The 19,406-nt window shown below is 58.1% G+C and carries 18 protein-coding genes and 1 tRNA gene; 8 read left to right on the forward strand and 11 right to left on the reverse strand.

Annotated features, from left to right (window positions below):
* Positions 1–39 precede the first annotated feature (39 nt).
* Entirely contained in the window at positions 40–546 is a 507-nt protein-coding gene (gene mscL, locus WC698_02315; GenBank protein ID MFA6039073.1) for a large conductance mechanosensitive channel protein MscL, read from the forward strand.
* A gap of 66 nt (positions 547–612) precedes the next feature.
* On the opposite strand, the gene WC698_02320 is transcribed toward mscL, so the two are convergent.
* The 3 genes from WC698_02320 to WC698_02330 all read right to left on the reverse strand — a co-directional run bounded on the left by WC698_02320 (position 613) and on the right by WC698_02330 (position 5,560).
* Complete coding sequence (locus tag WC698_02320; protein MFA6039074.1) at positions 613–3,609, reverse strand: hypothetical protein; 2,997 nt, start codon at positions 3,607–3,609, stop codon at positions 613–615.
* 200 nt (positions 3,610–3,809) lie between these two features.
* Complete coding sequence (locus WC698_02325) at positions 3,810–4,970, reverse strand: hypothetical protein (GenBank protein ID MFA6039075.1); 1,161 nt, start codon at positions 4,968–4,970, stop codon at positions 3,810–3,812.
* A gap of 62 nt (positions 4,971–5,032) precedes the next feature.
* Complete coding sequence (locus tag WC698_02330; GenBank protein MFA6039076.1) at positions 5,033–5,560, reverse strand: RNA polymerase sigma factor; 528 nt, start codon at positions 5,558–5,560, stop codon at positions 5,033–5,035.
* A gap of 165 nt (positions 5,561–5,725) precedes the next feature.
* On the opposite strand from WC698_02330, the gene WC698_02335 reads away from it, so the two are divergent.
* On the forward strand, positions 5,726–6,601 hold the full coding sequence (locus tag WC698_02335) for an ROK family protein (GenBank protein MFA6039077.1): 876 nt from the start codon (positions 5,726–5,728) through the stop codon (positions 6,599–6,601).
* Between the two features lie 24 nt (positions 6,602–6,625).
* Here WC698_02335 and WC698_02340 read toward each other — a convergent pair whose 3' ends face one another.
* From WC698_02340 to WC698_02360, 5 genes are all read right to left on the reverse strand, one after another.
* A complete protein-coding gene (locus tag WC698_02340; GenBank protein MFA6039078.1) occupies positions 6,626–7,159 on the reverse strand; it encodes a M23 family metallopeptidase in 534 nt (177 codons plus the stop codon).
* Positions 7,160–7,172: 13 nt separating this feature from the next.
* Positions 7,173–8,582, reverse strand: a complete 1,410-nt coding sequence (gndA, locus tag WC698_02345; GenBank protein MFA6039079.1) for an NADP-dependent phosphogluconate dehydrogenase — start codon at positions 8,580–8,582, stop codon at positions 7,173–7,175.
* Between the two features lie 51 nt (positions 8,583–8,633).
* Positions 8,634–9,275 (reverse strand): fructose-6-phosphate aldolase, encoded by a 642-nt coding sequence (gene fsa, locus WC698_02350; protein ID MFA6039080.1) that lies wholly within the window; start codon positions 9,273–9,275, stop codon positions 8,634–8,636.
* 43 nt (positions 9,276–9,318) lie between these two features.
* Positions 9,319–9,690 carry a hypothetical protein gene (locus WC698_02355; protein ID MFA6039081.1) on the reverse strand — a complete coding sequence of 124 codons (372 nt, stop codon included), beginning with the start codon at positions 9,688–9,690 and terminating at the stop codon, positions 9,319–9,321.
* A 156-nt stretch (positions 9,691–9,846) separates the two neighbouring features.
* Positions 9,847–10,935, reverse strand: coding sequence for an S-layer homology domain-containing protein (locus WC698_02360; protein ID MFA6039082.1), 1,089 nt, complete (start codon positions 10,933–10,935; stop codon positions 9,847–9,849).
* A 329-nt stretch (positions 10,936–11,264) separates the two neighbouring features.
* Between WC698_02360 and WC698_02365 the strand changes: the two genes are divergently transcribed.
* Positions 11,265–12,008, forward strand: coding sequence for a C39 family peptidase (locus tag WC698_02365; protein MFA6039083.1), 744 nt, complete (start codon positions 11,265–11,267; stop codon positions 12,006–12,008).
* Here WC698_02365 and WC698_02370 read toward each other — a convergent pair.
* Positions 12,003–12,293, reverse strand: coding sequence for a hypothetical protein (locus tag WC698_02370; protein MFA6039084.1), 291 nt, complete (start codon positions 12,291–12,293; stop codon positions 12,003–12,005). The genes WC698_02365 and WC698_02370 overlap by 6 nt on opposite strands.
* Between WC698_02370 and WC698_02375 the strand changes: the two genes are divergently transcribed.
* Positions 12,292–14,583 (forward strand): transketolase C-terminal domain-containing protein, encoded by a 2,292-nt coding sequence (locus WC698_02375; GenBank protein ID MFA6039085.1) that lies wholly within the window; start codon positions 12,292–12,294, stop codon positions 14,581–14,583. The genes WC698_02370 and WC698_02375 overlap by 2 nt on opposite strands.
* Positions 14,584–14,688: 105 nt before the next feature.
* Here WC698_02375 and WC698_02380 read toward each other — a convergent pair.
* Positions 14,689–14,778 (reverse strand) — tRNA-Ser (locus WC698_02380).
* Between the two features lie 128 nt (positions 14,779–14,906).
* On the opposite strand from WC698_02380, the gene WC698_02385 reads away from it, so the two are divergent.
* From WC698_02385 to WC698_02395, 3 genes are read left to right on the forward strand one after another with little or no spacing between them, the layout of a single operon-like run.
* On the forward strand, positions 14,907–15,308 hold the full coding sequence (locus tag WC698_02385; protein MFA6039086.1) for a riboflavin kinase: 402 nt from the start codon (positions 14,907–14,909) through the stop codon (positions 15,306–15,308).
* On the forward strand, positions 15,305–16,654 hold the full coding sequence (locus WC698_02390) for a UDP-N-acetylmuramoyl-L-alanyl-D-glutamate--2,6-diaminopimelate ligase (protein ID MFA6039087.1): 1,350 nt from the start codon (positions 15,305–15,307) through the stop codon (positions 16,652–16,654). The genes WC698_02385 and WC698_02390 overlap by 4 nt, the downstream gene beginning before the upstream one ends.
* Positions 16,651–17,310, forward strand: a complete 660-nt coding sequence (locus tag WC698_02395) for a ribonuclease HII (protein MFA6039088.1) — start codon at positions 16,651–16,653, stop codon at positions 17,308–17,310. The genes WC698_02390 and WC698_02395 overlap by 4 nt, the downstream gene beginning before the upstream one ends.
* A gap of 8 nt (positions 17,311–17,318) precedes the next feature.
* On the opposite strand, the gene lgt is transcribed toward WC698_02395, so the two are convergent.
* Positions 17,319–18,107 (reverse strand): prolipoprotein diacylglyceryl transferase, encoded by a 789-nt coding sequence (gene lgt / locus WC698_02400; GenBank protein ID MFA6039089.1) that lies wholly within the window; start codon positions 18,105–18,107, stop codon positions 17,319–17,321.
* Between the two features lie 120 nt (positions 18,108–18,227).
* Between lgt and tsaD the strand changes: the two genes are divergently transcribed.
* Complete coding sequence (gene tsaD / locus WC698_02405) at positions 18,228–19,286, forward strand: tRNA (adenosine(37)-N6)-threonylcarbamoyltransferase complex transferase subunit TsaD (GenBank protein ID MFA6039090.1); 1,059 nt, start codon at positions 18,228–18,230, stop codon at positions 19,284–19,286.
* Positions 19,287–19,406: the final 120 nt, after the last annotated feature.

Here is a 19,406-nt window from a genome sequence, read left to right on the forward strand (position 1 = left end):
CACTTCTCAGCACCTCCGGAAATGCTGTAGAATCCGGCCATGTTCCAAGAAGTGAAAGTGCATGCCAAGAACAGCCTGCATAAAGTGAGCGAGAATCCTTTCTTGAGGGAATTCAAGGAATTTGCCATGCGCGGCAGCGTGATAGATCTCGCCATCGGCATCATGGTGGGCGGAGGGTTTAATAAGCTCATTTCGTCACTGGTGAACGACATCATCATGCCGCCGCTGGGCGTGCTGATCGGAAGAGTGGACTTTGGCGACATGTTCATCGACCTCTCCGGCACGGACCCCGTATCGTTGGCGGCGGCAAGGGAGGCAGGAAGCGCCACCTTAAATTATGGCCTCTTCTTCAACACGCTCCTCGACTTCGTTATCATCGCGTTCGTCACTTTCCTTCTCGTCAAGCAGATCAACCGTTGGAAGAGAAAGGACGAGCTTCCCCCGCCCGCAGGCACCAAGCCGTGTCCGTTCTGCGCCATGGATATTCCCCTCAAGGCCGTCCGCTGCCCGCTGTGCACGAGCTCCTTACAGGGGCAAACCGCATGACAGTGCTGCATACGAAAAACGAGGGAGAGGAACCTCCCCCCCGTTTTCGGTAGCTACTCGACTACATCAGAAAGGAAAACTGAACATGAATCCGCCTCCTTCCTGGACGATACCGGTGGTATTTCCGGAACCGGCATTGATTTCGCTGTTCACCGTGGTGGAGGAGGGGGAGCACACTGTCGCCGACTGATTGGCGCTGTCGCCCCCGTCTTGCGTCACCGCGATGTTATTCACGGAGTTGGCGTTGATGGTGGAATCCACGTTGGAATCCGCCTCATTGCCCGCATCCGCGGACTGAACCCCGGGAGCCGTGAGGCTGCATCCGCCGCTCTGGCAGCTTGCACCGTACGTGAGTACGGGTGCGTCCTGCTGCTGGCTGATGCCCGTCTCATTGCTCGCAACGGAGTTGTTCTCTGAGTTGACGACCGTCGTGGAGGGGGCGTTGATTTCCACGTACTGTGCCTGTGCGCCGTGGTCAACATTCCCGCCGAGCTGGTTCACCTCTATGTTGTTCTGGGAACCGGCGTTGATGGTGGAGTCGATATCGGAGTCCGCGCTGTTGCCCACAGAGGCATCCTGCAGACCGCCGAAGCCGCTGCCATCCTGCTCGATGGCCGTACTGTTTGAGGCACCCGAGTTGTTCTCGGATAAGACGACCGTGGTGGCAGGCGCATTCACTTCGATGTACTGCGCCGCAGCTCCATGGTTCACGTCGCCGCCGACTTGGTTCACCTCGATGTTGTTCTGGGAACCGGCGTTGATGGTGGAGTCCACGTTGGAATCCGCCTCATTGCATACGCCGGCCGATTGCGAACCGCCGATACCGCAGCCTCCTCCATTGCCACCGAGGCCTGCACCTCCTTCCTGCACTATCGCCGTTTCATTGCTTGCGCCCGCGTTGTTCTCGGACAAGACAACCGTGATGACCGGCGCATTCACCGCAACGTATTGCGCGGCGGCGCCATGGTCTACATCACCTCCCACTTGGTCCACTCCGATGTTGTTCTCTGCCACCGCATTGATAGTGGAATCAACGTCGGAATCGGCGCTGTTGCCGACCGAGGCACCCTGCCAGCCGCCCAAGAGGGCGTCCTGGAAGATACCGGTTTCGTTGGCAGCTACCGAGTTGTTCTCGGAACTGACGACCGTCAAGGCAGGTGCATTCACATCCGCATACTGGGCGGACGCGCCATGGTCGACGTCGCCGCCTACCTGTACCACTTCAAGGTTGTTCAATGAACCGGCATTGATGGTGGAGTCCACGCTGGAATCCGCCTCATTGCCGACGGATGCATCCTGCAAGCCACCCAAGAGGGCGTCCTGGAAAATACCCGTCTCGTTCACGGCAACCGAATTGTTCTCGGAATCCACGACCGTAGCCGCTCCCGCATTGAGAATGGCGTACTGGGACTGCGTCCCGTGGTCGACGTCTCCGCTCGCTTGGACGAGTTCAACATCGTTCACCGAGGCCGCGTTGATGAGGGAATCCACCGAAGAATCCGCTTCGTTCCCCACATTCGCGTACTGTGTGCCGCCGATGCCGATGAGGCCGCAACCGTACAGCGGGCATCCCGCCAACAGGCTGCCTTCACTCGACTGGCTGATGATGGTGCCGTTCGTGGCGACCGAATTGTTCGTGGAATCGACGTCCGTATCCGCTTCCACGTTCACTTCGGCGGATTGCTGGGCCGTACTGTCCACATCGCCCGCAACCTGCAGAAGCCCGACGCTGTTGAGGGAACCGGCGTTGATCGTTGAATCAATGTCGGAATCCGCATCATTGAAGACATCGGCAAACTGGAACCCGAAACCGCCCGCATTCTGGACGATCTCCGTGAGGTTCATGGCAACAGAATTGTTCGTGGAATCGACGTCCGTATCCGCATCGGCGCTTACGTCCGCGATTTGGGTGGTGTTCCACCCTCCGCCGACCTGCAGGACCTCAACGTCGTTGAGAGCGCCCGCGTTGATGACGGAATCGATGCCGGCATCTGCGATGTTCGTTACGTCGGCGTATTGGCTGCCTTCCAGAAGGCAAGGCAAATACATGTCACTGTTCTGGAGGATGGTCGTGATGTTGGAAGCCAAGGAGTTATTCGTGGAATCAACATCCGTCTCTGCGACCAGATCCACACCGGATACCTGGATTCCCGTCCCACCGACACCGCCCCCGCATCCACCCGAACAGGGTGAAGGAGGACATTCCTGTCCGTATGAACACGGTCCAGGTACGGAGGATGAGGAAGAAGAATATGAAGAAGAATACGATGAGGATGACGAACCGCATCCGCTTGTGCAAGGCGCGGGCGAGCAGTTCGACGTGCAAGGAGAGCCGTAGGAATTATCGGTCGACCCTCCAACCGTGTCGTCTGTAACAAGCGTCCAGGACGCACCCCCTACGTAGGGGATATTTCCCTGGAAGACACCTACGGAATTCATGGATCCGGCGTTGATCGTGGAATCAACATCCGTGCTTGCTTCGTTGCCGACGGTTGCGTCCTGTACCGCACCGTCCGTTGAACTCTGTACTATTTCCGTGTCATTGAGTGACCCTGCATTAATGAGCGCATCGACGTCGGTCGCCGCATCGGCACCGAGGAATGCTGTTTGGCTGCTCCCGCCAAGCTGCAGTACTTCCGCGGCGTTCAAAGCCCCGGCATTGATTGGTGCGTCCACGGCCGTGTCCGCGTTACTGCCGACATCTGCATTCTGAAAGGAGAAACCTGTCAGACCGCTTCCTCCGTTCTGCAGAAGATCTGTTTGGTTTTCCGTCCCCGCGTTTATCACTGCGTCGACATCCGTTGTATCGGTCAGTTCGACGTCAGAGAATTGCTGCGACAAAAAAGGAACCCAAGCCAAGTGCAGGGAACTACCCGCACCGACGAAGGAATCTCCCGCCGCGTAGGACATACCGGAGACTACTGTTGCGAGCATGGCGGCGATGGTACCCACTGATGCGACGGCTTTGACCGTCGGGTGCATCGCTTGCTCATGCTTCACGGACCTTGCGCGCCGCACGTTCCGTACCGTACTTTGCTTCGCGACCTTTCTACGTGCTGACATATTGTGTGAAGAAATGAAAGAAGTAAAAACTGTGAATGTGGAAGATGTTTCCGCCACCGGCGCCCACGATTGATGAGAAACTGCCCTAGTTGACGCATGTCTACTCCGCCTCTTACAAGCGCATTATGCGGTTCTATGAGGAAATGCGCGAACGTAGCACGCCCACTATCCCCCTGCATAAACAGAGCGATATCGCTTCACTACAGTGATGATCCGGTGCCGTTGGCGGTCGAAGATTGTTCGCTGCGGGTTGCCATAACGCTGATCCCCTGTGACGACGTTCCGGATCCTGTCACGGCATCCAGGGTTACGTAATCCGTGGGGACGCCCGTTGAGGATGACGCTTTCCCCGTTACCGACTGCTCGGGGGACACGCGCCGTTCCATGCGCAAGACCACTCTCCCCTCCTCCAGCGCACGCAACGCAAGATATGCCGTATCAAAAGCGCTGGCATAGTCCGCACGGCGTACGTATCTCTTGGCATGTGAGAGCATGCGCTCCGCAAAGTGCATGCGCCCTTCCACCGCTTCCAGGATATCCGTCGATTGCCTCCCCGACCCCGTTTTGATCAGCTGACGCGTTTCATCCAACATGCCGTTTGCCACCGTCATTCTTTCTTGCGCCGCCCTCCGCATGTGGGAACCGCGGTCATTGCGGACGGCATCGTCCACTTCCGTACGCGATCTCTCCACTTCCACCGATGCTTTCTCCACGTCCTCCAGGAGGGGCTGCAGGTTGTGTTCACGCAGAGGATTCGTGTGCTCCAAGGCCTCATTCACCGCGCGCAACACCATGCCATGCGCCCGCATGGAGGAATCGAGGCCGTCAACGATCGCGGAAGCTGCGCTGGCATCCCCTTCCGAGGAAAGACCGGAAGCAAACTTCTGCGCTGCTTTCCAGTGATGCAAGAAGCGGTCGCGCAGGATGTCGCTCTGCTTCACATCAAGCGCGGCTGACGCCGCAAGGAGCTCCGCTTCCTCCAAGCGCAACACCGCACGTTCCGCTTCCCACACTCCCTTCGCCTTCGCGCTCATCCGAAAGCTCGCTGCGAGGTCCTCAAACCGGATCTTCATGGGATAGAAGGAATCACCCGGCAACGCGTACGTCACCGCAGCGGAAACGGTGAGTGTAAGGCTGAAGAATGCAATGACGATGAAAGACCCCAGCAAGAACGACTGGTTGAAGCTCAGGAAACGCAGCACGGGGAAAATGCCTCCCTTCAATACTGGATGGTGGTTCGTCTTCCGTTCGCCTTCGCGCCGCATGGAATGCATGATGCGCTGCCATGTCTCATGCCGCTCACGCTCCGAGAGACTCACTTCTTTTCCCGCTTTCCCCAATTCTTGTGTGATCTGTTCCATCCATAAGAAGAAGACGAAAGCGGCATTTCCTTCTTACGGCATCCTCGTGATACCGGCGGGAATCACTTGCCGCCGCGACCCATCATGGCATGGAGCTGTTTGATGCCCCTGTGCAGTCGGACGGAGATGGCGTTGGGGGATTCCCCGAGTATCTCCGCGATGTCTGCCGGCGTGAGTCCGTCGATGTAGCGCATGATGAGGACCTCCCGGTATTCCTTCGGCACCTTATGAAGAAGGTCGAAGATCTTGTTCTGCTCCACCCTCTTCTGCATTTCCGCTACGCCGTCGTAGCTGGGATCCCACCCGCTCTTCTGTAACTCGTCGAGGGAAAGCTCCTTCTTCTTCCGCACCTCATCCACGATGAGGTTGTTGGCGATACGGTAGAGGAAGGCGCGCATATTGAGCACCTTCTGCTTATCCTTATTGGAAACGTACGTCCATGCGCGCATGAATGTTTCCTGCATCAACTCCTTGCCCCTCTCGCGGTCGAACACGCGGAAGTAGCAGTGCCGGAAGATCGCGTCCGCGTACTTGCCGTAGGCGTCGGCAAGCTCTTCTTCGGGGGTGGGTGTAGGGATGGGATCAGCCATGCTCCGAAAGGTGGGAAGTTTCTTGCCTCGTTCGGTCGAATGCAGGCGGTCAGTATATCAATTCGTAGCAACCATATCTAGTAATTCTTCATTTCCGGAGGAATCGGGGAGCCGTCGATTGCAGCTGTACATCGGTTGTCCTCTGAGGTGTGCTACAGTATCCCCATGAGTGCGAAGAATGTGATCGGCATCGACGTCGGCGGGACAAAAAGCGCGATTGCGTCGTACGACCCGAAGGGATGGCAGCTCTTGCGGAAAGAACAATTCCCCACGCGTAAGGAAGCCGGTTTTGCAGCCGTGTTGGAAGAAGTCCTTTCCTTGGCGGACACATGGAAAACGAACGGTACGGTTGCACTGGGCTTCGGCGCACCCGGCCTCATCCGTCATCAGGAAGGAGATATTTTGCGCACACCCAACATCAACGGCGGTGAAGGATTTCCACTCAAGAGTACATTGGAGAAGCGTTACGGCATCCCCGTTGCCGTGGAGAACGACAGCAATTGTTTCGCGCTCGGGGAAGCGTTGGAAGGCGCCGGTAAAGGCCATAGCGTCGTCGTGGGGATCACCATGGGAACGGGAGTGGGGGGAGGCATTGTGGTGGATGGCAAACTGTTCCGGGGCGCCAACGGCTTTGCGGGGGAAGCGGGGCACATGCTTCTTCTTCCCGGCAGTCCGCCGTACGAAACGAATGACCGGCGCGGGGAAGTGGAACAGTTCCTCTCGGGTACGGCGATGCTCAAGAGGTGCAAGGAAGCAAAGAGCGCAGCGGAACTGCTGGAAGGCGGCACGTGCGCGTACCTGCATCCGGAGATCGTCTTGGAAACGGCATGGCTGTGCGCCACTATCACGCACCTCATCAACCCGTCCATCATCATCTTCGGTGGCGGTACGGGAAGGGCACTCCGACCGTTCCTCATCGCCATTGGAGAGGAGACGACGCGATGGCTCATGAAGGACACTCCCCTCCCGCAACTTTCCATAGCGGCATTGGAGGATCCATCGACGAGAGGGGCGGCAATGCTGACATCCGGACTGTTCTGAGCAAGACAGTGCCGGGAAGAAGCCTCAGCCAACCTGCCTCTTGAGGTATTGGCTTTCACCGAATGACAGGGCGAGGTACCCCAGCGCATCCGTGGTGAATTGACCGTCCCGGTGAAGGTCCTGCGGCTGCCAAAGACGTGTGAACTCCGAAACGTCCATGGCACCGTCGTACCCGTTGGTCTTGTTCTGTACCACACCGTTCTTGAGGATCTTGAACGTCCAATGGAGATGCGGACCGAAGCAATTCCCGCTCTTACCGCTCTTCGCAACGGGATCACCCTGCGCAATGCTCTGACCGTTTGCTGCGAGCACTTGTGAGCAATGGGCTAGTAGGCTGCGCCTGTTGGGAGCCTCGATGACCGCGTAGAGGCCATAGCCGGTCGTACCATCATCCTTCACCGACACCACTCCGTCATGCGGCGCGTAGATCATGGTCCCTTCCGCGACACCGAAATCAAAGCCGTTATGTCCGTCGTACCCGTACTGGGCGTAGAGCTCCGGGTTCTGGCCGAACCCTTGCGTGACTATCGGCGTTCCCGGGAGGGGGCAGAAAATCATAGCGTTCGGGGAATCATGACTTCCACTCTACATGGAAGTTGCCCGGAAGATCCACACGTTCGAATCCGTGCGCGCCGAAGAAGTCCCGCTGCGCCTGGATGAGATTTGCGGGAAGATGCGGACGGCGGACGGCGTCGTAGTAGTGGAGTGATGCGGACAGCGCGGCAACAGGCACTCCCGATACCACAGCCAAAGCAATGAACTCCCTGCATGCGCGCTGTGTCTCGCGCAAACGCAGATGGAAATACTCGTTCGCCTTCATCGATGCTCCGGCGTCATCGCCGAACAACTGCTGCCAATGCCGTAATTGCAATGATCGTATGATGCATCCGCCGCGCCATATGCGTGCGCAAGCGCTGCTGTCGATTCCCCAATTTTCTTCCTTACTCGCCTCTTCGATCAACATGAAACCCTGCTTGTAGGCGCAAATCATCGAAAACTCCAATGCATTTCCTGCCAAGCGACCCAGATGGTCCACTGACGGCTGCTGGGCTGCAGCCACTTCAACCGGCAACGACTGCGACCGTTCACGCAGGCTTTTGGAACTCGAGATGATGCGCGCATCGAGTCCCGCGGTGATGGTCGGCACCGCGACGCCGTACTCGAGCGCCGATAGCGTGGTCCACCTGCCCGTCCCTTTCTGGCCTGCGGCATCACGAATAAGGTCAAGGATATCCGTACCCGACTCAGGATCTCTCGTCTTGAATACTCGCGCAGTGATTTCCACAAGATACGAAGACAATTCAGGTGACTCGGCCCAAGATTCGTACAGCGCAGACAACTCGGCATTCAAGTAACCGCCGCACGATTTGAGAACGTCGTACGTCTCCGCGATCAGTTGCATCATCCCATACTCAATGCCGTTGTGGACCATCTTCACAAAGTGTCCCGCACCTCCGGGTCCCATATACGAGACGCACTTGCCGCCGTCACCGTCATCCGCAGACATCTTCGTCAAGAGAGGCAGAAGCAACTCCACAGCTTCCCGATTCCCTCCCGGCATCATGCTGGGCCCCTTCAGCGCACCTTCTGCACCGCCGCTGATCCCCATGCCTACAAAACGGATTCCCTTTTCCTTCAGAGCGGTTTCACGGCGTTCAGTGTCGCGATAATGGCTGTTGCCGCCGTCGATGAGAATATCCCCCTTCTCCAGGTTAGGAGCGATCTCCCCGATCATCCGGTCCACCGCTTCGCCCGCTTTGACCATGAGGATGATGGCGCGTGGTTGGGGGAGGGAGCGTATCATTTCCACTAACGAATGAAAGGCGGCGAACGTCCCTTCGCCCCCGTACTCTTTCATGAAAGCGTCCGTCTTTTCGGGCGTACGGTTGAACACGGAAACAGCCGCACCGTTCCGTGCCGCATTCCGCGCGAGGTTCTCCCCCATGGTCCCCAAGCCGACGATACCGAGTGCGTTGATCATGGAGCCATTGTGCCTCAGTGCCGTGCGAAGGGAAACTGCCGGTCCGGCCGTTCATTGCTTCACCTTCCCCCAGTCGTCCATGAACTTCTTGAGCCCGATGTCCGTGAGCGGGTGCTTGGGCAGTTTGGTAAAGACATCGTAAGGTATGGTGCAGATGTGTGCGCCGAGCCTGGCCGCATCCACGATGTGGCGAGGATGGCGCGTGGAGGCCACCAACACTTCCGTTTCGAATCCGTAGTTCTTCCAAATCTCCATGATCTCCGCGATGAGCGCCATCCCCTCTTCCCCCGCATCATCCAGCCGTCCGATGAACGGGCTGATGATGGTGGCTCCCGCCTTTGCCGCCAGAATCGCCTGGGCCGCGGAGAAGACCAACGTCACGTTGGTGCGGATCTTCTTCTTTGCGAAATGCGTGAGCGCTTTGAGGCCTTCCGTCGTCATGGGGACTTTGACAACGACATGCTTGTGCCATCCCGCGTACTCTTCCCCCTGTTTGATCATTCCTTCCGCATCCGTCGCCGTCACTTGCGCGCTCACGTTGGGGACGATCGCGCACATCTGAAGAACGGTGTCTTTGAATTCCTTTCCTTCCTTCAACACGAGCGAAGGGTTCGTTGTCACGCCGTCGAGTACGCCCCAGGATGCCACTTCACGTACGTGGTCAACGTTGGCGGTATCGAGGAAGAGTTTCATTGGTGGATAATGGGTAATCGATGACCAGTATGAACGTTCCGCATCAATCCATCCAGCTTTCTGCATCCTGCCATAGGGAAGGTCTTGGATGTGTGCTTTGTGGAATGATGTTTTCCTCCTCAACGCCCGCATGTACCGTTGGCCATAGCGCTTGCGAATAGAGCATGCGAATGGTGGCGATCGAACTGTCATCCGGAGGTGTGCGTTCCAATGCCATACGCATGGCAAGACCACTGTCACCGTCGATCAATTGTCGAAATGCATCCCGCTTCTTCGACGATACGTTGTCATCGCACTCCTCAAAGTTACCTTCTGTTTGAAGCAACAATTCGAAATAGTTGGGTAGTGATAGAGGCAGAACGGGAGCATGACCCATTTCCATTTCAGCTTGTCTATTCTCCGTGGTAAAAGACATAGGGGAACATCATAAACGTGCACCGCAGGTTATTCAATATCTACCGAATCAAACATCAGCGCTCCCGAGGCGGACAGCGATTGCGATGAATTGAATGCGGCATCGGAGGAGAGTGGGATTGCCGACGACACGGAAGACGTATCAGTGCGATGAGCTTCACTGCACAATCACGGCTCCTGTCATGCCCGCGGAAACATGATTGTGGTAGCCCCAGGTTCCCGTTTTACCGAACGTAAAGGTGTAACTGCCGTCGCGCGGTACGGACGCCGTTTGGTCAAAACCTGGGTAGTCCGTGTGCTGCGGATGGGGATCGGAAGCCACCCACATGGTTCCCGTGCTGTCGTTAAGGAACATGACCGTAGCGCCCGAATTGACGGTAATGGTCTGAGGAGAGAAGCCCGCATCACGCAGCGTGACCATCGCCTGTATCACCGATGAAACCGACGATGTGGAAGATGAAGAAACCGAGCCTGTTGAAGAAAGGGAGGATGCAGAGGAGAGGGAAGATGACGAAGAGGCCGATGAACGGGAGGATGTGGCGGAGCTTGAGCTGATGCGGGAAGACGACGCGGAAGATGTCTGCGCGGGCATACCGTAGACGGCGCGCGCCTTCATGATCATCTTCGTCGCTTCCGCGCGATTGATGGGTTCATTGGGACGGAATCTCCCCAACGGCTTTCCGGAACCGTCCGTATCTCCCGTGAGGATGCCGTCGCGGCTCAACGCTTCGATGGAGTACGCATAGGGCGTCGCGAACCCCACGTCGTCGTACCGGTTCCCGACGGGGGTGATGGTATCCACCATGAACGCATCGGTGAACATGCTCGCAACCTCCGCGCGTGTCGACGGCCTGTCGACGTTCTGCTGCCGTTCGAAAAGCCGAAAACGTTCTTCGGCCGCCACATGGAGATACTTGCCCGCCCAGTGCCCGGAAAGAGTCGCAGGGATCTGGCCGTAGGCCTCCACGTCGTAGCCGGCGCCTTCCACGGATATCTTCAGAGTCTCCGCAACCGTGATGTTATCGGCGGGACCGAACAAGCCAAGGAGGTTCCCCTGCGCATCCCTGTAGCCGCTCATGATATCGGAAGAGACGGCGTCACGGACGTACGTGGAATACCATGCATTGGGAGGGACGTCCCTCAACGTCACCTGCTGTCCTTCGACCGTTACCAGCAACTGTGCCGCAACGGTGAGGGGGAACGCGAGGAGGGCGAGGTATACAATGGAGTGAGAGCGTGCTTTCATAGAGGATGGTGAGTAATCACAATCCCCTATTTTGGACATCTTCCTTTCCCGCGTACAGCGGTTTGCGGAGATAATCCTCCTCAATCCAGAGAAAGAATCCCTCTATTGGACGACAACATCCATTGCTTTCTACAATGCATCGGTACGTTTCCTCGTACTATCCACAGCTCCCGGAACTTCTCAGTCACTCTCGAATACAATGGGGCGAGATTTCCGTTCAATACGTCGGCACCCGTCATGTATGCTTGGCATATCTGTTCTGTACACATATGGAAGAATGGGAAGGAAGAATGTGACAGAACGAGGACTGTTTACAGTCAAAAGCAAGTATGAAGCATACGTCGTTCCAGTATTGGCTTCCGACAGCACTCATTATCCTTGCCGGTTGCACCGGGGGAGGCCTGCAGGCCAGCCTCCAGACCGTTGACGTTACCATCCATGCGCCTCTTTCGGCTACCGGTTCGTCTTCCGTATCGAAGGAGTCTTCTTCTTCTATCCCTCCCGCAGCAAAGAGCCTGCGCATAGCGGTTCCTTTTTCTCCCCAAGCCCCATTCGCCAATTGGGATCCGCTTCATGAAGAGGCCTGCGAGGAGATGTCCCTCATCATGGTCACCCGATACTGGCAGAATGAACCGCTCACCCGCCAACAGGCGGAAGAATCTCTCCAAGCTCTCATTGCATGGGAAACGGACCATGGGTACAAGGAAGATACGACGGCGGAGGAAACGGCGCAGATCGTGCGGGACTATTTTGGAATGGCCGCGACGGTGCGAACGGACGTGACCGCGGAAACGATCAAGGAGGAACTGAGGAACGGGCGCCCCGTCATCATCCCCGCTGCCGGACGTGATCTTGGCAACCCTTTCTTCAGCGGCGAGGGACCGTGGTTCCACATGCTCGTCATCATCGGGTATACGGAAGACGGCGCATTCATCACCCATGACCCGGGAACGAAGCGAGGGGAGAATTACCTGTACGACGAAGAAACGCTCCTCAGCGCCATTCACGATTGGACGGGCGCGAAGGAAAGTATCCGCGAAGGCCGGAAGGCGATGGTGGTAATCGGATCATAGCTGGGCATTCGCGGCATCGATTTTCTTCTCCGCTTCTTGCTTGGCCCGTTCCGCTTCCTTCTTCTCCCTTTCCAGGCGCTGCCTCTCCGCCTCTATCTCCTTCATCAACCTCTGCTTTTCTTTCGTATCATCGTTGATCCTCCTGTTTTTATCGTCCACGGACCGCTGCAGATCGTCTATCCTTCCCATAGGGATTGCGTTGGAATGATCTTCTGAGGATATTCCGTCCCTCCCATGTTGCAAGAAGATCCCCCGCTTTGTGCCGTCGTGATACACTTGCCACATGCCACGATCCCGCCCCAAGCCCAAGGAACTCATCGGAAAGGACGCCGTCACGGTCCCCTTCTCCCTCCAGCGAATCCTCGCAAGTGAAAAGGAGGTGCCGCGCATTTGGATAGGTCCGGAAGATGCAAAACAGCTCCTCCCCGATGAAACGGAAGCATTCCGACTGGCCCATGACATCATGAAGTGGATTGTGATTGAAGCTCCACGCAAACATAAGAGCGGCCACCCCGGCGGGCCACTTTCCGCATTCCATTTTACCTACGCCATCCTCCGGCGACGCGATCCGCTCAAGGACGCGGCGCTTCGCATGAGCGCAGGCCACCTCTCCCTCCTCGCCTACGGGCTGCAATATCTGGGCGGACGCGGTTCCGAGGACGTGCGCCTCAAGACACCGCAGGCGATCATCGATTGCTTCCGTACCCCCAGCGGCCTCCCCGGCCATGTGGAAGCGGGTATCGGGGATATCCCCTTCGGCTTCGGCCCCTTGGGCAAAGGCCTGAGCAACGGCCTCGGCCATGCGTTGGGATGGCGTATGCAGGGAAAGAAAGGGATCACCGATGTCCTCATCGGCGACGGCGACTCGCAGGAAGGACAGACGATGGAAGCCGCCCGCCTTGCCTCCAAACTCAAGATGGACCATCTGATGGTCCATGCCGACGTGAATGACGTGCAGCTTTCCGGCCTCCCCTCCAACACCGCCGCGGCGGACCTTGCCGCCATTTTCCAAGCCATGGGCTGGCGCGTGATCGAGGTGCAGAACGGCAATGACCCCGCGCAAGTAGAAACGGCACTGGATGTAGCCGATGCCCTCCTGGGCCGCGGACGTCCCATTTTTCTCTGCTACTACACCACCATGGGTTGCGGCGTGCAGACCATGGAAGACGCCGCGAACCGCGGCTCCGCTGCGTTCCACGGCGCCCCCATGAAGGATGCCGATGCCGTGAAGGAGCTGCAGAAACTCCCCCCGCTGAATGAACTCATCACAAAGTATGAGCGCCACCTCGTCCGCATCGCTTCGCGCATCGCCAACACCGCACCATCTCCGGTTATCCTGCCGCCTCCCCCTGCAGTGGAGAGAGTACTGACGGACAAGAAAGGCGCCGCCCGCAAGGATTTCGGGGCAACGCATATCAAGAACCTGATGAAAGCCGACGCACGTATCATCGTCCTCCATGGAGACCTGGCGGGATCCGGCGGTTTCGACGAAGTGGAGAAGGAGTTTCCGGACCGCGTGATCAACTGCGGCGCCGCGGAAGCGAATATGTACATGATGGCGGCAGGCCTTCGACAATCCGGCATGCTTCCGCTTACCTACACGTTCGCTGCTTTCGGGACCAATGAGGCCAGGGCGAATGCGCGCCTCATCGACATCAATGCCGCGCATGTCCCCTGCTCCGTGCTCCACGATTGCACCCATGCGGGGTTGAGCGTGGGCGAGGACGGCGAAACGCACCAAGACCGCAATTACCTCAACCTCCCCTTCGATAACACGCAGGTATGGATGCCCGTGGACAGCAACCAGGCGGCGGCGGCGGCGGAACGCGGCATGCAGCTGGTCGCCGAGGGAAGGCAGAGCGCTTTCGTCTTCTTCCCCAGGACGGGACACGAGCAGGTGAAGACGCCCAAGGGCGACATGCTCTACGGGAAGGAGTACGTATTTGACGGCAAGGCGGACATTGTCCGCGGCACGGGGGATACCAATGACCGCGCCACCATCATCGCTTCGGGGATCTGCGTCCACGATGCCATGGCGGCCGCTGACCGCTTGCTGAGCGAAGAGAAGATCACCGTGCGCGTCCTCAACGTTGCCTGTATCCGTCCCCTGGATGCCGCAGCGGTGCTTCAGGCCGCGCTGGAAACCATGCACCTGATCGTTGTGGAGGACCATCACAGCGAAGGGGGGTTGGCATCACAAGTGGCGGACGTCATCGCCGATTTCCAGCTCCTCACGTCGTTGCGGCGCCTGGGCGTGAACCACTACTTCCCCTCCGGTACGGCGGAAGACCTCAAGTTCCTTGCAGGATTGGACGTGGAGAGCATCATGAACGCCGTCCAGGACGAGATACGGGCGGAGGTTTCCGGCGGCGAGGACGCGTTCGTCACGGTACTGTTCGCGCTCTCCGCAAACCAACAGAAGAGCCGTTTCCGTGAGAGCGTAAAGCCGTTCATCGACCGCATCCTCACGGACAAGCCCTTCCTCACCCACTTACGCGACACCTGGCGGAAGCGTTCCATTCCTGCAGACAAGCTGCCTCTGGACGAGCATTTGAGGCAGATGTTGGAGGGGTGATGACGCGTGCCAAGCTTCAACGCACTTTGTGTACAAACATCACTTTGAGGAGGTCTGGCGGATGAACGCGCCCCGCAGATTTGCTTCTGCAATTTCCAACAGTACTGGCGGAAGGGGTGGGATTCGAACCCACGAGACCCGTGAGGGCCTAACGGATTTCAAGTCCGTCGCCTTAAACCACTCGGCCACCCTTCCAGAGAGCAAAGGTGCGGGGCGGGCCGTCGTCTGTAACAACGCGTCCATCCCTCCGTGGACAGTGTACATCCAAACTGAGATCAAAGGAGCCATTTCGAATCCAGGACGCTATACTTCATGCATAAGTCATGTCCCATCCCCCTTCCCCCACCTTTTCGGCTTCTGTTATCCCCGGCGCGCGGCGCGGGAGGACAATCGGCACGCCCACTTTCAACCTGAAGCTGGAAGCCATTCCTCCCGGCCTTCACCACGGCATTTATGCCTGTTTCGCCCAGTTGGACGATGATGTGGATCCGTTGCCGGCCGTTATGCACTACGGCCCGCGGCCCGTCTTCAACGATACGGAATCCTGCGAGGTGCACATCATTGACCGCATGGTGGACCGCAAACCCGTCCGCCTCACGGTTGCGATCGTTGATTTCATACGTGAAATTGAGGATTTCCCCATTCCGCAAGTCCTCCAAGCCCAGATAGCATCCGATATCGAAGTCGCACGTGCTATTCTGGGAATCCTCCCGGCCCGCCCATGATCCGCACCGTACTCCGCCGCCTCAAGTCGCTCATTCCGCAGAGAAGCCCCGTCCGTCTCCTTTGGCATCGACTCAAAGCGCTGTTGGCGGCACTCCGATACGGATTCCCCGCGCGGAAGCTCACCATCATAGGCATCACCGGCACGGATGGTAAGACGACGACGGTTGGTATGGTCTCACACATACTGCAACAAGCCGGGATATCCGCGGGCGCTCTCTCCACGGCGTTCTTCCGGGTGAAGGACCAGACAACGTGGAACGCCACACAGAAGACTTCACCCTCTCCGTTCGCCGTCCAGGGGTTCCTCCGTCGTCTCGTGAGGGAACGATGCACGCACGCCGTCGTGGAATATTCCTCACACGGCCTCGTGCAAGGGCGCACGCAGTGGACGTGGCCGTCGGTCGCAGCGGTGACGAATACATCCCCCGAACACTTGGACTACCACGGGACCATGGAGCAGTACCGTGCGGATAAAGGAATGCTCTTTGGCATGTTGGGAGGAAGAGGGACGAAAGTCTTGCATTGGGAAGACGGTTCTTTTCCCTTGTTCAACGCCGTCCCCTGCCAACAGACCGTGATCTATGCCAATGCTCAACCTACCGAGCAACCCATTCTGCGAGAAGCGGATACGTTGCTTTGGATGACGGATATCGTTGCCCATCCCGATTCATGTTCCGCCGTGCTCCATGTACAGGGAGCAGGAACGTCAGCCTCTTCTGTGCATCGTCTGACACTTTCGATACCCGGACTCTTCAATCTGGAAAATGCGTTATGCGCCATCGGTTGCACATTGGGTGTCGATGTCCCCGTCGAAAAGTTTGTTGCCGCCCTTCGTTCTTTCACCGGCGTTCCCGGCAGGATGGAGAGGATTCCGGGGCCGCAGTCGTTCACCGTGTATGTGGACTTCACCGTGACGCCCGCCTCGTACGAGAAGACGCTCGCGGCATTGCGCGCATCACTTTCCGAGGGGAAGAGGCTCCTCGTGCTCACGGGGAGTTGCGGCGACCGCATGAGGGAGAAACGCCCGGTCATCGGTACGATCTGCAGCGACTTGGCGGATGTTGTCGTGGTGACGAACGAAGACCCGTACACCGAAGACCCGGAACAGGTGATCGACGGCGTCTGGGCGGGAGTGGATCTTTCCCGTACGGAAGCGCACCGCATCCCGGACCGTCGCGAAGCCATCCGTTTCATCTTCTCACAAGCCAAGGAAGGTGATGCCGTCCTTCTGTGCGGAAAAGGCAGCGATACGACCATGTGGGTGAAGAGCGGGCAAATTCCGTGGAACGAGCGAGAGATTGCGCATCAGATGCTGCTGGATATGTTCGGCGCGCCCCAGGCATGAACGGCGATGCAACCCTCGCCGCCGGTGTGGACGAAGCGGGCCGCGGCGCGCTTGCGGGGCCCGTCGTCGCAGCCGCATGCATCCTTCCCTTTCCCGTCTACCGCAGGCGAACGACACCAGGCTGGTCCCCTCATGAGCGTAAACCGAAAGTTGATTGCATCATTGCGGACAGTAAGCAGCTCACTCCGCACGAACGGGAAATTGCATTCGGGTGGATAGAATCCCACTGTTCGTACGGCATCGGCATCATTTCCCATGCGGTGATCGAGGCCAAAGGCATCCGTTATGCCACCTTCCTCGCCATGCAGCGGGCGGTCTTCAACCTTTGTACTCTCCGACTGCCACATCTTCTACGCATCGACGGCAGGGACCACTTCCACTTCGCGTTGCCGCATGAGTACATCGTGCGGGGTGACGGTTCGGTCCCCGCCATTGCCGCCGCTTCCATCATCGCAAAAGTGACGAGGGACCGCATCATGATCATGCACCACCGCATTTCCCCCCTCTATGACTTCGCCTTCCATAAGGGCTATGGCTCGCCGGAGCACTGTGCAGCCCTTCGCCGATACGGCCCCACGGCCATCCACCGCAGGAGCTTCCTCTCACGCATCCTTTGCGAAAACAACCCGACGCTGTTCGCAGCAGAAACAACCTGACATCGTGCTCATGCGTCCTTCTGCGCCGGTTTCCCCACCCACCACAGGACGATGCCGAAGAAGATGAGCGGTACCGTAAGCAATTGGCCACGCGTAAGTGTAATGAACCACAGCGTGAACGGTTCGTACGTCTGCACGCGTATGTACTCCAACAGGAACCTTGTGACGCCGTACGAGAGAATGAAGACCGCGAAAATCCTCCCGTCCCTTTCCGGCTTCCCCAAGCGCAGGAGAACGAAGCAGAGCAATGCGATGCAAACCATGAGCAGTGCATCGTAGATCTGGAGCGGATGACGCAAGCCCTCCACGCCGGGAATACGGATAGCCCAGGGGAGCGAGGTGACGGTTCCGTACAGCTCCTGATTGATGAAGTTCCCGATCCTCCCCAAGCCCAAACCCAGCGCCGCAGGTATGGAGAGGAGGTCCGCGACAGCAAACGTCCGCATGCCCTTCATCCTTGTGTACAGCCAAACCGCGGCAATCACCCCTACGAAACCGCCATGGGAAGCCATCCCTCCTTCCCATACGGCAATGACCTTCCAAGGCATACGCAGGAAGTACGACGGTTCGTAGAAAAAGACGAATCCCAGCCTCCCACCCACGAGTACCCCAAGCACCGCCCACGTGACAACGTCAAACCAGCGTTCTTTCGGCTCGTGCATCCCCCGGAAACGCTGGAGAAGCGGAAGGAGGAAAGCCGCGATGAGAAATGATGCGACATAGAGGATGCCGTACCAATGGATATTAAGACCAAAGAGTTGGAGGGCGACGGCCCGCGAAGGGAAGAACTGGATCATAACGTCAAGGGACGCTTCAGGTTAGCAGGTACATGGTGATAATTGCTTCCAAAACATGGAACTGCACCATGCTAATCCGTACCCTGCAACCGTATTCCTGTCTTCTGCTATGATTCTTCCATGATCATACTGGGAATCGAGACTTCCTGTGACGAAACCTCCGCCGCGCTCGTGGTGGACGGGCGGGATGTGCTGAGCAACGTCATCGCAAGCTCCAAGGAAGCCTTTGCCTCGCTGGCCGGTGTGATCCCTGAGGAAGCGGCGCGCAGGCAGGTGGAATGCATGATCCCCGTACTCCACGAAGCGCTCCATGAGGCGGATACCCCCCTCAAGGAGGTGGACGCCATAGCGGTAACACAAGGGCCCGGCTTGCTGGGATCGCTCCTCGTAGGTACCTCCACCGCGCGCGCGCTTTCCTTCGCTTGGGAGAAGCCGTTGGTCGGTGTCCACCACACACTCGGCCACTTGAGTTCCCCGTGGTTGGCGCCTCCGGGATTGGATGCGGAAGATGTGGACCCTTCCTTCAGCTTCCCCATCCTCACGCTCTCCGCTTCCGGCGGCCATACGGACCTGTGGTACCGCCTTTCCCACACGCGCGGGGAGCTCCTCGCACGCACGCGTGACGATGCGGCCGGCGAAGCGTTCGACAAAGGGGCGAGCATCCTCGGTTTGCCGTATCCCGGCGGACCCAGCATGGCGGCGACGGCGGAAAAGGGTTCTCCCACGGCGTACAAATTCCCTCTTCCCCTCCGGGGCGAGAAGACGCTGGACTTCAGCTTCTCCGGCCTCAAGACATCCCTCAAGTATTTGCTGCGTGACAACCCGAAAGCACGGGAAGACTTGGGCAATGTCGCCGCGTCCTTCCAGCATGCCATTTGCCTCCAGTTGCTCGACCGTATGGAACGCGCACTGGAGCTGCGGAGGGACGTGCGGGAATTGCACTTGGTGGGAGGCGTTTCCGCAAACCTGTACCTGCGGTCACAGGCCGGAGAGCTCTGTAAGAGGAAAGGAATCAAACTGCGTCACCCCCTCGCCCTCTCCTACTGCACGGACAACGCCGCCATGATCGCCGCGGCAGGGTACTTCTCCCTGACGGAGAACGGCGGCGAGGCAACGGACTTCTTCGATACCAAAGCTTCGTTGCCCTTGGAGCAGACGCTGCAGGAGACGTTGTCGTAACCTCAGAATGACATCAGGGAAGGCAGGATCGCCCCCAGGACGATGGCGACGAGACCTATGACGGCGACGGTGCGGATGACGCTTTTCTTCATACGGTCGGAAAAGGGAAGGATAATGTGA

Source organism: Candidatus Peribacteraceae bacterium, from assembly GCA_041661065.1.
In the GTDB taxonomy this organism is placed as follows: domain Bacteria; phylum Patescibacteriota; class Gracilibacteria; order Peribacterales; family Peribacteraceae; genus CAIKAD01.